This window comes from Micromonospora sp. L31 (assembly GCF_052068075.1).
Classification (GTDB): domain Bacteria; phylum Actinomycetota; class Actinomycetes; order Mycobacteriales; family Micromonosporaceae; genus Micromonospora; species Micromonospora purpureochromogenes.
Genome location: NZ_JBQHDC010000003.1, coordinates 388,078 through 402,151, shown reverse-complemented (window position 1 = coordinate 402,151; position 14,074 = coordinate 388,078). Strand labels below are relative to the sequence as shown.

Sequence of the window (14,074 nt, the reverse complement as noted above, 5' to 3'; positions counted from 1 at the left end):
GGGTGGATCACGTGACTGAGATGACCTACCGCCGGTTGGGCGACTCCGGGCTCGTGGTGTCCGTGGTCGGCATCGGCTCCAACAACTTCGGCCGCAAGCTCGACCTCGACGGCACCCGGGCGGTGGTCGACGCCGCCCTCGACGCCGGGATCAACTTCTTCGACACCGCCGACATCTACGGCGAACCGCAGGGCGGCTCCGAGGAACTGCTCGGGCAGGCGCTCAAGGGGCGCCGGGACGACGTGGTGGTGGCCACCAAGTTCGGCATGGACATGCACGGCATGAACGGCCCCGACCACGGCGCCCGGGGCGCGCGCCGCTACATCGCCCGGGCGGTGGAGGCGTCGCTGCGCCGGCTCGGCACCGACCACATCGACCTGTACCAGATGCACGAGCCCGACCCGGGCACCCCGATCGACGAGACGCTCGCCGCCCTGGACGACCTCGTCCGCGCCGGCAAGGTGCGCTACCTTGGCAACTCCAACTTCGCCGGCTGGCAGATCGCCGACGCCGACTGGGTCGCCTCGTCCAACGGACGGGCCCGGTTCATCAGCGCGCAGAACCACTACTCGCTGCTGGAACGCTCCGTCGAAACCGAGGTCGTGCCCGCCTGCGAGCGGTTCGGCCTGGGCATGCTGCCGTTCTTCCCGCTCGCCAACGGCCTGCTCACCGGCAAGTACAAGCGCAACGAGGCGCCGCCCGCCGGCAGCCGACTCTCCGGCGGCGGCCGGTACGCGCAGCGCCTCGCCGCCGCGGACTGGGACACCATCGAGGCCATCGAGGCGTACGCCGGCGAGCGGGGCCTGTCGATGCTCCAGGTGGCGATCGGCGGGCTGGCCGCCCGTCCGGCGGTGACCTCGGTGATCGCCGGCGCTACCACCCCGGAGCAGGTGCGGGCGAACGCCGAGGCCGGCACCTGGCAGCCCACCGACGAGGACCTGGACGCCCTCGACGCCATCCTCTGACCGTCGGCCCGTCGGCCCGCCCGCCGGCGGTCGCACCAGCCGTGAGCGGGGCACCTCGGAGTCGTTGCGACGCCGCCGAGGTGCCCCGCTCTTTCGTGCCCGGTCCGTCCACTCAGGGCCAACCGGACAGCATGGCGTGAGCGGTCCGTCACGCGCTGCCCGCACCGTCGAGTTGAGACGGTCCGTGGGAAAAGCGCACCCCCGCCCTTGGCGGATCGGCGCATCCGTCGTACGGTATGCCGCAAGTAACCCACGGGAGCCCGGTGCACCGGGCTGAGAGGGGGGCTGAAGCCCCCGACCGTCGAACCTGATCCGGGTAATGCCGGCGCAGGGAGGAGCGTTGCCGTGCCGTCCCTGGGACGACTGCATCTGATCACCGACACCCGGCCGGGGCGCGAGCCGCTCGCCGTGCTGCGCGCCGCCCTGCCGGTGGCCCGCGCCGAGCTGGTCGTACAGGTCCGGGTGGACGACGACGCCACCGACCGGCAGGCGTACGAGCTGGCCCGCCGGGTGCTCGCGCTGTGCGCGCCGTACGGGGTGCCGTGCCTGGTCAACGACCGGCTGCACGTGGCGCTCGCGGTGGGCGCCGCCGGGGGCCACGTGGGCGCGGACGACCTGCCGGTCGGGGCGGCCCGCCGGGTGCTCGGCGCCACCGCCGTGCTCGGCGCCACCGCCCGGGAACCGGTCGCCGCCACCGAGGCGGTCGCCGCCGGGGCCAGCTACCTGGGCGTGGGCCCCTGCCACGCCACCACCACCAAGATCGGCCTGCCGGCCCCGATCGGCCCGGACGGGGTACGCGCCGTCGCCGAGGCCGTCGCCGTGCCGGTGATCGCCATCGGCGGGGTGACCGCCGCGTCGGTGCCGGCACTGCGGGCCGCCGGGGCGTACGGGGTGGCGGTGGTGGGGGCGCTGTCCGGATCAACGGATCCGGCCCGAGCTGCCGCTGAACTGCTCAGGGCGCTGACGTGCTGACCCGACCGGACGTCGCCGTGGTGGGGGCGGGACCGGTCGGGCTGGCGATCGCCTGGCGCTGCGCCGCGCGCGGGCTGCGCGTCGTCGTGCACGATCCCGCCCCCGGCTCCGGCGCGTCCCACGTGGCCGCCGGGATGCTCTCACCGGTCGCCGAGGCGTACTTCGGGGAGCACGAGCTGACCGGGCTGCTCACCGAGTCGGCCGCCCGTTGGCCGGGCTTCGCCGCCGAGCTGGCCGAGGCCGCCGGCACCGACTTCGGCCACCGCACCGAGGGCACCCTCGTCGTCGGGCTCACCGGTGACGACCTGGCCGAGGCGCGGCGACTCTGGTCGTACCAGCGGGGGTTGGGGCTGCCGATCACCCCGCTGCGCTCCTCCGAGCTGCGGGACCGCGAGCCGGCGCTGGCGCCGCGGGTGCGCGGCGGCGCGGTCGCGCCCGGCGACCACCAGGTCGACCCCCGGCGGCTGGTGGCCGCGCTGCGGGCGGCGGCCGAGCGGGCCGGGGCCACGCTGGTGCCCGGCGCGGTCGCGAGCCTCACCGACGTGGACGCCCGGGTCACCGTGGTCGCCGCCGGCTGCGGCGCCGCCGCGCTCACCGGCCTGCCGGTCCGGCCGGTGAAGGGGCAGGTGCTCCGGCTGCGCGCGCCCGGTCGCGGCACGCCGGACTTCCGGCACGTGATCCGGGGGTACGCCGACGGCGAGTCGGTGTACCTGGTGCCGCGCGCCGACGGCGAGGTGGTCCTCGGCGCGACCGTCGAGGAGCGCGCCGACACCGAGGTGACCGCCGGGGCGGTGCTGCGGCTGCTCCGCGCCGCCGTCGACCTGGTGCCCGACCTGGCCGAGTACGACCTGGTGGAGGCCGCCGCCGGGCTGCGCCCCGGTACGCCGGACAACGCGCCGATCCTCGGGCCGCTGCCCGGCCGGCCCGGTGTGCTGGTCGCCACCGGCCACCACCGGCACGGCATCCTGCTCACCCCGGTCACCGCCGACCTGATCACCGACCTGGTGGTCACCGGCGCGGCGGACCCGCTGCTCGCCCCCTTTGCGCCGGATCGGTTCACCGCCGGCGCCGCCGCCCGAGCCGCCGGCCGGGACCGGATCGCACCCACCCCCGAGGAGGAGACGTGCAACTGATCGTCAACGGTGCCGGCCGGGACCTGCCCGGCGGGTCGACCGTGGCGGACCTGGTCCGCGCGGTCACCGAGCAGCGGCGCGGCCTCGCGGTGGCGGTGAACGGCGAGGTGGTGCCCCGCACCGGCTGGCCGGCGACCGTGCTGCGCGACGGCGACCGGGTCGAGGTGCTCAGCGCCGCGCAGGGCGGGTGAGCGGCGTGACGCTCACCATCGGCACCGTCACCCTCGGGTCGCGGCTCATCCTCGGCACCGGCGGCGCGGCCAACCTGCACGTGCTGGAGCAGGCCGTCCGGGCCTCCGGCACCGAGCTGGTCACCGTGGCCCTGCGCCGGGTGGACACCACCCACGCCGCGGCCGGCGGGCTGCTCGACGTGCTGGACCGGTGCGGGGTGCGGCTGCTGCCGAACACCGCCGGCTGCTACACCGCCGGCGAGGCGGTGAAGGTGGCCCACCTGGCCCGGGAGGCGTTCGACACCGACTGGGTGAAGCTGGAGGTGATCGGCGACGAGCGCACGCTGCTGCCCGACGGGGTGGAACTGCTGCGCGCCGCCGAGGAACTGGTCGCCGACGGGTTCACCGTGCTGCCGTACACCTCCGACGACCCGATCCTGGCCCGCCGGCTGGCCGACGTGGGCTGCGCCGCGGTGATGCCGGCCGGCGCGCCGATCGGCTCCGGGCTGGGCGTGTCCAACCCGCACCACATCCGGCTGATCCGGCAGAGCGTGGCCGTGCCGGTGATCCTCGACGCCGGCATCGGTACCGCCTCGGACGCGGCGCTCGCCATGGAGCTGGGCTGCGACGCGGTGTTGCTGGCCAGCGCGGTCACCCGGGCCGCCGACCCGGTGGCGATGGCCACCGCCATGCGGTACGCGGTGGAGGCGGGCCGGCTCGCGTACGGCGCCGGCCGGATCGCCCGTCGCTTCCACGCCCTCGCCTCCACGCCCGACGAGGGAAGGCCCGACCTGTGACGGCGACGCGGCAGGTCGTCGACGGGCCGCCCGAGGCGGGCGCAGTGCGCGGTCCACGCCCCGCCGGGACGCGCCCGGACCCGCGTCGAGCCGGCTCGGGGCGGCTCGCCGCGCCCGGGCCAGCCCGTCCGGTGGTGCCCTCCGGGCTGGTGGTGCTCACCGATCGCTGGCAGGCCCGGCGGCCGCTGCCGGAGGTGGTCGCGGCGGCGGTGGCCGGGGGAGTGCGCTGGGTGGTGCTGCGCGAGAAGGACCTGCCCCGCGCCGACCGTGCCGCCCTCGCCGCCGCGCTGCGCCCGCTCCTCGCCGAGGCCGGCGGCACCCTGATCGTCGCCGGCCCCGACCCTCTGGCCGGCGACGCCGTCCACCTGCCGTCGGCCGGCCCCTACCCGCCACCGCCCCTCGGCCTGGTCGGCCGCTCCTGCCACGACCGCGTCGAACTGGCCCGACTCACCACAGAGGACTACGCCACCCTCTCACCCGTCTTCCCCAGCAAAACCAAACCCGGCTACGGCCCACCCCTGCACCCGGACGGGCTCGCCGAGCTGATCCAGGCCAGCCCCGTGCCGATCCTCGCCCTCGGCGGCATCGACACCCCCGACCAGGTGCACGCCTGCGTCGAAGCGGGAGCCGTCGGAGTGGCCGTGCTCGGCGCCATCATGCGAGCCGAAGACCCCACTCAGGCAGCCGCCACCCTGACCGAGGCCTTCCGAGCAGCCAGCCCCACCACCACCGCCACATCAGCAGTCTCGGCGCTCCCACCCGCCCCGATGCCGCGAACCTGGCACGCCCGCGCGGAGGTCTCCGACACGGGGCTGCGGCCGACCGTGCCCACGCAGGGATCAAGCCTGACCGCCCGGAGTGGGCACGGTCGGCCGCAGCCCCCCACAGCGACAACGCGGGACCCGCACGGTCGGCCGCAGCCCCTAACGCCGACCTCGACGCACGGCCGGCCTTCAACAGCGACTCGGGAAGAGGGACAGTGACGCCGACGACCGTCCTCACCATCGCCGGCTCGGACTCCGGCGCCGGTGCCGGCATTCAGGCCGACCTCAAGGTCTTCGCCGCCCTCGGCGCGTACGGGACCAGCGTGATCACGGCCGTCACGGCGCAGAACACCCGGGGCGTCGACGCCGTGCTGCCGTTGCCCCCGCGAACGGTCACCGAGCAGCTCGACAGCGTGCTCGGCGACTTCCGTGTCCGGGCGGTGAAGACCGGAATGCTCGGCACCCCGGCGGTCGCCGACGCCGTGGCCAAGGCGGCGAAGGCGGGCCGGCTGCCGTACCTGGTCGTCGACCCGGTGCTGGTCGCCACCAGTGGACACCCGCTCGGCGTGGTGGAGGCGGTCGAGCGGCTGCTGCCGTACGCGGAGGTGGCGACGCCGAACTGCGCGGAGGCCGCCGCCCTCACCGGACGCCCGGTGACCACGGTCGAGGAGATGGCGGTCGCCGCCGAGGCGATCGCCGCCGGCGGCCCGGGGCACGTGGTGGTGACCGGCGGTGACGTGGACGCCGGCGGCGAGTCGGTCGACGTGCTGTGCGGCGGCGGGACGACCATCCTGCTGCGCGCGCCCCGGGTGCGGACCCGGCACACCCATGGCACCGGCTGCTCGTTCTCGGCGGCGATCGCCGTCCGGCTGGCGGCGGGCGACCCGGTGCCGGTCGCGGTCGCCGCCGCCAAGGAGTACGTCACCCGCGCGCTGACCGGCGCGCGGGACTGGGAACTGGGCGCGGGACGCGGCCCGCTGGACCACTTCGGCTGGTCCTGTTGACCATCAGGGAGGCTGTCATGCAGGCACGTCGCAAGGTCTACGTCGAGGGGTCACGGCCGGACGTCCGGGTGCCGTTCGCCGAGGTGGAGCTGGCCGGGGACAACCCGCCGCTGCGCCTTTACGACACCTCCGGCCCGGGCTCCGATCCGGAGGTGGGGTTGCCGCCGCTGCGCGGGAGGTGGATCGCCGAGCGCGGTGACGTGGCCCCGGTCCGGGGTGCCGGCACGCCGTTGGCCGGGGCGGACGGGAAGCGGCCCACCCAGCTCGCGTACGCCCGCGCCGGGGTCGTCACGCCGGAGATGGAGTTCGTGGCGATCCGGGAGGGGATGGCGCCGGAGTTCGTCCGGGACGAGATCGCCGCCGGGCGGGCGGTGCTGCCGCTCAACGTCAACCACCCGGAGTGCGAGCCGGCGATCATCGGCAAGGCGTTCCTGGTCAAGGTGAACGCCAACATCGGCACCTCCGCGGTCACCTCGTCGGTCGCGGAGGAGGTGGAGAAGCTGACCTGGGCGACCCGCTGGGGCGCGGACACCGTGATGGACCTGTCGACGGGCAAGCGGATCCACGAGACCCGCGAGGCGATCGTGCGCAACTCGCCGGTGCCGATCGGGACCGTGCCGATCTACCAGGCGCTGGAGAAGGTCGGCGGCGACCCGGTGAAGCTGAGCTGGGAGGTGTTCCGGGAGACCGTCGTCGAGCAGGCCGAGCAGGGCGTCGACTACATGACCGTGCACGCCGGGGTGCTGCTGCCGTACGTGCCGCTGGCCGTGGACCGGGTGACCGGGATCGTCTCCCGGGGCGGGTCGATCATGGCGGCCTGGTGCCTGGCGCACCACGAGGAGAACTTCCTCTACACCAACTTCCGGGAGCTGTGCGAGATCCTGGCCCGCTACGACATCACGTTCTCGCTCGGCGACGGGCTGCGGCCCGGGTCGATCGCGGACGCCAACGACGAGGCCCAGTTCGCCGAGCTGCGGACCCTCGGCGAGCTGACGAAGATCGCCTGGGAGTACGACGTGCAGGTGATGATCGAGGGCCCGGGCCACGTGCCGATGCACAAGATCAAGGAGAACGTGGACCTCCAGCAGGAGTGGTGCCACGAGGCGCCGTTCTACACGCTCGGCCCGCTGACCACCGACATCGCCCCCGCGTACGACCACATCACCTCGGCCATCGGCGCGGCGATGATCGGCATGTTCGGCACCGCGATGCTCTGCTACGTCACCCCGAAGGAGCACCTCGGGCTGCCGGACCGGGACGACGTGAAGGCGGGCGTGATCGCGTACAAGATCGCGGCGCACGCGGCCGACCTGGCCAAGGGCCACCCCGGCGCCCAGGCCTGGGACGACGCGCTGTCCAAGGCCCGGTTCGAGTTCCGCTGGGAGGATCAGTTCAACCTCTCGCTGGACCCGGAGACCGCCCGGTCGTACCACGACGCGACGCTGCCGGCCGAGCCGGCGAAGACCGCGCACTTCTGCTCGATGTGCGGGCCGAAGTTCTGCTCCATGAAGATCACCCAGGAGCTGAAGGACTACGCCGCGCGCGGCATGCAGGACAAGTCGGCGGAGTTCCTCTCCTCCGGCGGCCGGGTGTACCTGCCGATGGCCTGACCCTGGACCACGCCGGTCCGGCGACGGCGGGTGCCGTCGCCGGACCGCTGTGCTTCCTCAGTCCCGGTGGTGCCGGCCGCTGGACCGCAGCGAGCGGCGGCCGCTCTCCGTCTCCGGCTCGTTGTCGGCCAACGGGCGGCTCAGGCCGGCGACCCAGTCGACGTACTCCTCGTCCTGCGCGGCGAGCGGCTCCGCCTCCGGGCTCTCGGCCGGCGGTTCGGCGCCGCGCGCCTTGTTCCGGCGGAACAAGCTCCGCTTCGGCCGGGACCGGTCGGCCGCCGGCTCCGGCTCGACCTCCGACGCCGTTTCGGCCCCGCGAGGTTCGGCACCGGGCACCTCGGCGGCGGGCAGGTCCGTCGACCGGCTCGCCGTAGTGGGCGTGCCGGGCCGGGAGTCGTCCGTGTCCCAGCGGAAGGTGACCGGCTTCGGTTCCTCCTCCGGACCGTGGTCCGGGAAGGGCAGGCCGGCGCGGGGCGGCGCGGGCGCGGGGCGGGGAGCGGTGAAGGCGTTCCAGCTCGCCGCGCTGTTCAGGTCGGGCAGCTGGTGCCGGGGGCGGGGCGCCGGCTCGGCGGTGGGAGTGGCGCCGGCGGTGGGCGGGGTGTGGCGCGCCGGGCTGCGGTCCGCATCCGACGGCCGCACGCCGGGCCGGCGAACCGGCGCGTCGCGGAGGTCGTCCCTGGTGGACCCGGCCGAGGGGTACTCGGAGCGGGTTGAGTCGAGCGCTGGCGGGTCGAACCGTGCCGGGTCGGGCGTGGCCGGGTCGAGTTCGGTGGTGCCATGGCCGGCTTCGACGAGCCGGGCTGTGTCGAGTTCCGGCCGGTCGAGGCGGCTCCGGTCGAGTGCCCGATCGAGCCCGGGGCGGTCGAGCCTGGGCCGGTCGAGCGCACGCTCGGGGTTGTCGGCCGGCGCGGTGTCCGCACCGGAACGGGCGGCGGGTGCCGGAGCGGGGGAGTCGGCCGGCTCGGGGGCGGCTGTCGGGTCCGTCGCGGGGCGGATCGCCCGCTTCGCCGAGCCCTTATGGCCGCTGACCGCAGCGGCGGAGCCGGCGGCAGCGGCAGGAGCGGCGGAGCCGGTGGTGGCAGCCGTGGGTGCGGTGGTGGCAGCCGCGGGACCTGCGTCGGTGGCCGGCGCCGCGTCGCCGGTGGTGGCGAGGGTGGCCGCCACCGGGTCGTCCGATCGGACGTCGCTGGTCGTGGTGGAGGTGGCGGTCACCGGAGCGTCCGATCCGGCGCTGCTGGCGGTGGTGGCGACCGGCTCGTCCGACCCGGCGGAGCGGGACTTGCGGGTCCGCTTCGGTCGGGGCCGGGGGGTGACGGTGGTGGGCTCGGCGGGCGCGGTGCGATCGGCGGTCACTGCCGTCTGCTCGGTGTCGTGCGGCTGCTCGGCCGTCGCGGTGTGGTGAGTGGTGGCTGCCGTCTCCTCGGTGCGGTTCGGCTGCTCGGCCCGGTCCGCTACCCGTGGGACCGCCACGGACCCGACCACGACCTGCGGTGTGACCTCGCCGGCCGCTGCCGCCGCGTCGGCCGGACCGGCGGCCCGAGCAACCTGGACCGGATCGGCCGCACACGGCCCGTCGGACGGAACGGCAGCCGGTGCAATCTGGGCCGGGTCGGCGGTCGGTGGCACCTGGATCGGGTCGACCGCTCGCAACCCGTCGGACGGGACCGACGCGGAGGAGCTGCCCACCACCGGCTCCCCGGTGGACACCGCCGGCGTGATCCGGCTGGCCGTACCGTCCCAGTCGGCTCCGTCCCCGACGTCGACCCCGCTGGCCGGCTCCGCCAGCGCCTCCCGGTCCGCCGCGGCGTCCCACGCCGTCGGCTCCACCCGGTGACCGGCGAGGGACGCCGGCTCGCCGGTCGGCGCGGCCGGGCCGGCCGTCCACCGGGACTCCGGCGTACCGCGACGGTCCCGGGGCTGCGGGGCGCCCGCCGCGCCGGCGGCCTCGGCCTGCGGCGCGCGGCTCGGGCCCGTCGGCAGGTCGCCGTACGACGGCTCGTCCGGCGGCCGGCCGGATGGCTCCGGCCAGGTCGCCGACGCGGGTGCGCCGGCCGGGTCGTCGAGGGCGAAACCACTGTCCGGGCGCGGACCGGACGGGGTCGGGGTGCCGGGGGTGACCGGCCAGTCCCAGTGCGCCGGGGTCGGCCCGGTCGCCCGGGTCGCGGCCCGGTCAGCGGCCCGGTCAGCGGCCCGGTCCGCGCCGGCCGGCGTGCCGGCCCCCGCCAGGGTGCCCGCGCCGGCGGCGCCGGCCAGGTCCACGGTCGCCGTACCGTCGCCGGAGGCGCTGCTCAGGGCCGGGCTGTCGGGCAGCGGGCGCAGGATGTTGGTCGGCTCGATGGCGTCGTCGGCTCCGGCGGCGGTCCCGGCGTCGCTCGCCGGGAAGAGCGGCCAGCGCAGCAGCGTAGCGGCGGCCGAGCCCAGGGCGCCGGCCGCGACGGCGATCACCGCGCCGTAGTACGGGGCGAGCTGGTAGCGGTCGGCGGAGTCGCCCGGGCCGGCGGTCAGGTAGGCGAAGGCGAGCAGCACCGGGCCGGCCACCCCGGCCGCCCCGCTGACCAGCGGGACGTGCCCGCGCCAGCGGGCCAGCGCACCGGTCGCCGCGCCGGCCAGCAGCGCCACCGCGGGGAGGGTCAGCATGGCCAGCCGCTGCGCCGCGTCCGCGTCCAACCAGGACGGCTCCAGCACGCCGAGGCGTACGGAGCGCAGCACCCCGGTGGACAGCAGCGCCGGCGCGACGGAGACCAGCGCGATCAGCCAGACCGCGCCGGTCAGCAGGGCGACGTTCCAGCCCAGCGGCGGCCGGAGCAGCACGGCCGAGGCGGCGCCCGCGCCCACCACCGCGCCGACGACCGCGCAGATCCCGACCGCCCAGACCGGGTCGACGGTGCTCAGCTCCGCGGCCCGGGCGGGTTGCATGCAGAGCGGGGCGACGACGGTCGCGCCGAGTGCGGCCGCGCCGGAGACGGCGAGTTGCGCGCCGGTGCCGTCCGACAGCCCGACGCGGCGGGCGAGCCGGACGGTGACCACGGCGCCGACCACGGCGGCGGTCACGGCGAACCAGCCGACCCAGGCGAGCTGGGCCGGCCACCGGTTCACATCCGTGAACGCGCCGTTGAGTCGTACGATCCCGAACCCGTACGCGATGCCGAGCTGACCGGCTCCGGCCAGCACGCTCACCCCGAATGCGGTGAACAGCAGCTTGCCCCACGTCCGAAAGGCCATGTCGCGCACGTTACGGCCCGGTGCGCCCGATCGCCACTGTGGCGCGGCGGGGCGACTGCCTGGGGTTACTTCAACTCGACGAGACGGGCCAGATACGTGGTGTCGCCGACGTTGGTGAGCATGTGGACCGCGCCCGGGTCCCGGTAGACCACCCCGCCGGTGGGTTCGTCGGCGTCGATCCGGGTGCCGTCGATCGTCTGCACCACGTTCTTCGCGCCCTGGACGGCCACCACCAGGTACGGGTGGTCGTGCCGGTGCAGCGGCTGCCGCTCACCCGGCTCCAGGCGGATGTGCCACACCCGGACCCGCTCGTTCTCGAAGACGATCTCCTGGCCCACCGGGCCGAGTTCCGTACCGTCGACCACGTCGGTCATGGCGTTCCGTTCAGTTGTGGGAGCACCTCGCCGGCGATGAGCTCCAGGTGGTCGAGGTCGTCGAGTTCGATCAGGCGCAGGTGGACCCGGGTGGCGCCGATCGCGGCGAACTCGCCGAGCCGGTCGATGAGTTGCGCGGGGGAGCCGACCACCGGGTCCTCCGGCGGCAGGGCGCTCTTGACGTGCAGCGGCGCCGCCCGGCGGCGGGCCTCGGCGTCGGTCCGCCCGATCGCCACCACCACCCCGGCGGAGAGCACCAGCGGGGCCCGCCCCGACTCGGCACGCCCGGTCCGGTCGCACGCCTCGCGGACCCGCTCGTACGCGCCGGCGGTCTCCTCGACCGACTTGAAGGGCATGTTGAACTCGTCGGCGTACCGGGCGGCCAGCTCGGGGGTGCGCTTCGGGCCGCGCCCGCCGACGATCACCGGCGGACCGGGCCGTTGCACGGGCTTGGGCAGCGCGGGCGCGTCCACCAGCCGGTAGTGGTCGCCGAGGTGGGTGTAGGTGTCGCCGACCGGGGTCCGCCACAGCCCGGTGATGATCTCCAGCTGTTCGGCCAGCCGGTCGAAGCGCTCACCCACGCCGGGGAACGGGATGCCGTACGAGGTGTGCTCGCGCTCGTACCAGCCGGCGCCGATGCCCAGCTCGACCCGGCCGCCGCTCATCTGGTCCACCTGGGCCACCATCACGGCCAGCGGCCCGGGCAGCCGGAAGGTGGCCGAGGTGACCAGCGTGCCGAGCCGGATCCGGGTGGTCTCCCGGGCCAGCGCGGCGAGGGTCAGCCAGGCGTCGGTCGGGCCGGGCAGCCCCGGCTCGTCGCCCATCGCCTGGTAGTGGTCGGCCCGCAGGAACCCGTCGAAGCCGCCCGCCTCCACCAGCCGGGCGAACCGGAGCTGGTCGTCGTAGCTGGCACCGCGGTGCGGCTCGACGAAGACGGCCACCCGCATGCTCATCGTCCCTCCGCCACGGCCGGCGTCTCGCGCTCCATCAGCAGTTCGTGCAGTTCGGCGCTGACCCGGGCGACGTCGGCCAGGTGGGCGTTGCGGCCGAGGGTGCGCGGTCGGGGGATGGTCACCTCGACGATCCTGCGGATCCGCCCCGGGCGTGGGCTGAGCACGACCACCCGGTCGGCGAGCAGCACCGCCTCGTCGATGGAGTGGGTGACGAAGACGACGGTGGCTCCGGTCTCCATGTGCACGCGTTGCAGTTCGCCGGAGAGTTCCTCGCGGGTGAGCGCGTCCAGGGCGGAGAAGGGCTCGTCCATCAGCATCACCCGGGGCTCGCCGATCAGCGACCGGCAGAGCGACACTCGCTGCTGCATGCCGCCGGAGAGCTCGTGCGGCAGCCGCTTCTCGAACCCGCCGAGACCGGCCATCTCCAGCAGCTGGCGGGCGCGGTCGCGGTGCCCGGCCCGGCTCCAGCCGAAGATCTCCACCGGCAGCAGGACGTTGTCGAGCACGGTGCGCCAGGGGAGCAGGGCGGGGCGCTGGAAGAGCATCGCGATGTCCTGGCGGGGCCGGGTGACCGCCGTGCCGCCCACGGTGATCTCGCCGCTGGTCACCGGCAGCAGCCCGGCGACCATGCGCAGCAGGGTGGACTTTCCGCAGCCGGAGCGACCCAGCACCGCGACGAACTCGCCCTCGGCGACCGCCAGGTCGATGCCGCGCAGCGCCTCGACCCGGCCGGAGCGGCCGTCGAAGGTACGCGACACGTCGGCGAGTCGGATCATGTCCGGCGGGCCTCCCCTGAGTGGGCGGTCAGGAATCCGACAAAGGCTATCCGGCGTGTGGCACTTGCCAACAGTCCGGGGTGGACGCTCAGTTGTTTCCGTTCCGCAACCCGACGCGACTGGTGTCGTGACGGCGGGTCTCTCGTACGCTGTGCCCGCGAAGAGTCCCTTCACGACGGTGGCGTCGGCTCCCCCCTCCACGCCGGCACCGCCGGACCGACAACCCCTCCGGGTGGCATGACCCGGTCGGAAAGGACATGGTGCACTGATGAGAAGGCTGACCCGTACGGTCGCCGCGGCCGCCCTGGCCACCGCCCTCGCCCTGGTCTCCGCGTGCAGCAGCGGCTCGGACGACTCCGACGCCAAGGGCGGTGACGGCAAGGCGTTGGAGAAGGTGACCTACCTGACCTCCTTCGGCAACTTCGGCCGTGACTCGTACGCCTGGGTGGCGAAGGAGAAGGGCTTCTTCAAGGAGGCCGGCTTCGAGGTGGAGATCAAGCCGGGCCAGGGCACCGGCTCGGTCATCCAGACCGTCGTCGGTGGCCAGGCCGACTTCGGCCCGATCGACCTGACCGGTGGCCTGCTCCAACTCGGCAACGGCGCCGCCAAGGACTTCGTGGCGGTGGCGGCGATCCAGCAGCGCACCATGGCCGCCGTGGTCACTGTCGAGGGCAAGAACATCGCCACGCCGAAGGACCTGGAGGGCAAGAAGCTCGCCGACACCCCCACCTCCGTGGTCCGCCAGCTCTTCCCGACGTACGCCCGCCTCGCCGGCGTCGACGCCAGCAAGGTGACCTGGGTCAACGGTGAGGCGCAGACCCTGATGGGCACCCTGGCCTCCGGCACGGTCGACGGCATCGGTCAGTTCGTGGTCGGCCAGCCCACCGTCGAGGCGGTGACCAAGAAGAAGCCGGTCATCCTGGCGTACAGCGAGGTCATGCAGGACCTCTACGGCAACGCGCTGATCACCTCGACCAAGCTGGCCAAGGAGAAGCCGGAGATGGTCAAGCGCTTCACCGCGGCGCTGCTCAAGGGCCTGGAGTACGCCCTGGCCCACCCGCAGGAGGCCGCCGACCTGCTGAAGAAGAACGTCGCCGCGACCAACCCGGCCGCGGCCGCCGCCGAGCTCCAGCTGATGGCCGCGTACGTCCGGTCCAGCAACTCCGGCACCGCCATCGGCACCCTGGACAACGAGCGGGTCGCCAAGAGCATCGCGCTGCTGCAGGGCGCCGGCGCGCTCAAGCAGAACATCACCCCGGACCAGATCATCGACTTCAGCCTGACGCCGAAGGCCTGATCGACACCGACCGTGCCACGGGGGTGCGGTCACCGGG

12 protein-coding genes, 1 pseudogene and 1 riboswitch are annotated in these 14,074 nt (G+C 74.8%); of the genes and pseudogenes, 9 read left to right on the top strand and 4 right to left on the bottom strand.

Annotation, left to right across the window (positions count from 1 at the left end; translation table 11 throughout):
• Nucleotides 1-2 precede the first annotated feature (2 nt).
• The 8 genes and pseudogenes from ACTMS9_RS11460 to thiC all read left to right on the top strand — a co-directional run bounded on the left by ACTMS9_RS11460 (nucleotide 3) and on the right by thiC (nucleotide 7,415).
• Nucleotides 3-965 carry an aldo/keto reductase gene (locus ACTMS9_RS11460; RefSeq protein WP_441164887.1) on the top strand — a complete coding sequence of 321 codons (963 nt, stop codon included), beginning with the start codon at nucleotides 3-5 and terminating at the stop codon, nucleotides 963-965.
• 242 nt (nucleotides 966-1,207) lie between these two features.
• Nucleotides 1,208-1,316, top strand: a riboswitch (TPP riboswitch).
• Nucleotides 1,311-1,937 (top strand): thiamine phosphate synthase, encoded by a 627-nt coding sequence (gene thiE, locus ACTMS9_RS11455; RefSeq protein ID WP_441164886.1) that lies wholly within the window; start codon nucleotides 1,311-1,313, stop codon nucleotides 1,935-1,937. It overlaps the preceding riboswitch by 6 nt.
• Nucleotides 1,931-3,070: a glycine oxidase ThiO gene (thiO, locus tag ACTMS9_RS11450; protein ID WP_441164885.1), complete on the top strand. Its 1,140-nt coding sequence runs from the start codon at nucleotides 1,931-1,933 to the stop codon at nucleotides 3,068-3,070. Before thiE ends, thiO begins: the two co-directional genes overlap by 7 nt.
• Nucleotides 3,061-3,261, top strand: coding sequence for a sulfur carrier protein ThiS (thiS, locus tag ACTMS9_RS11445; protein WP_088960276.1), 201 nt, complete (start codon nucleotides 3,061-3,063; stop codon nucleotides 3,259-3,261). The genes thiO and thiS overlap by 10 nt, the downstream gene beginning before the upstream one ends.
• Nucleotides 3,258-4,037 (top strand): thiazole synthase, encoded by a 780-nt coding sequence (locus ACTMS9_RS11440; RefSeq protein ID WP_441142334.1) that lies wholly within the window; start codon nucleotides 3,258-3,260, stop codon nucleotides 4,035-4,037. Before thiS ends, ACTMS9_RS11440 begins: the two co-directional genes overlap by 4 nt.
• A gap of 131 nt (nucleotides 4,038-4,168) precedes the next feature.
• Nucleotides 4,169-4,768: pseudogene (locus ACTMS9_RS11435) on the top strand (thiamine phosphate synthase); the annotation flags it as partial.
• Between the two features lie 248 nt (nucleotides 4,769-5,016).
• Entirely contained in the window at nucleotides 5,017-5,805 is a 789-nt protein-coding gene (gene thiD, locus ACTMS9_RS11430; protein WP_441164884.1) for a bifunctional hydroxymethylpyrimidine kinase/phosphomethylpyrimidine kinase, read from the top strand.
• A 17-nt stretch (nucleotides 5,806-5,822) separates the two neighbouring features.
• Nucleotides 5,823-7,415 (top strand): phosphomethylpyrimidine synthase ThiC, encoded by a 1,593-nt coding sequence (gene thiC, locus ACTMS9_RS11425; protein ID WP_441142336.1) that lies wholly within the window; start codon nucleotides 5,823-5,825, stop codon nucleotides 7,413-7,415.
• Between the two features lie 57 nt (nucleotides 7,416-7,472).
• On the opposite strand, the gene ACTMS9_RS11420 is transcribed toward thiC, so the two are convergent.
• From ACTMS9_RS11420 to ACTMS9_RS11405, 4 genes are all read right to left on the bottom strand, one after another.
• Nucleotides 7,473-10,637, bottom strand: coding sequence for a hypothetical protein (locus ACTMS9_RS11420; protein WP_441164883.1), 3,165 nt, complete (start codon nucleotides 10,635-10,637; stop codon nucleotides 7,473-7,475).
• Nucleotides 10,638-10,702: 65 nt separating this feature from the next.
• Nucleotides 10,703-11,011, bottom strand: coding sequence for a cupin (locus ACTMS9_RS11415; RefSeq protein ID WP_154941843.1), 309 nt, complete (start codon nucleotides 11,009-11,011; stop codon nucleotides 10,703-10,705).
• Nucleotides 11,008-11,958: an LLM class F420-dependent oxidoreductase gene (locus ACTMS9_RS11410; protein ID WP_441142624.1), complete on the bottom strand. Its 951-nt coding sequence runs from the start codon at nucleotides 11,956-11,958 to the stop codon at nucleotides 11,008-11,010. Before ACTMS9_RS11410 ends, ACTMS9_RS11415 begins: the two co-directional genes overlap by 4 nt.
• Nucleotides 11,959-11,960: 2 nt before the next feature.
• Nucleotides 11,961-12,740 carry an ABC transporter ATP-binding protein gene (locus tag ACTMS9_RS11405; RefSeq protein WP_441164882.1) on the bottom strand — a complete coding sequence of 260 codons (780 nt, stop codon included), beginning with the start codon at nucleotides 12,738-12,740 and terminating at the stop codon, nucleotides 11,961-11,963.
• A gap of 268 nt (nucleotides 12,741-13,008) precedes the next feature.
• Between ACTMS9_RS11405 and ACTMS9_RS11400 the strand changes: the two genes are divergently transcribed.
• Complete coding sequence (locus ACTMS9_RS11400) at nucleotides 13,009-14,037, top strand: ABC transporter substrate-binding protein (protein WP_441142339.1); 1,029 nt, start codon at nucleotides 13,009-13,011, stop codon at nucleotides 14,035-14,037.
• The last annotated feature ends 37 nt before the right edge of the window (nucleotides 14,038-14,074 follow it).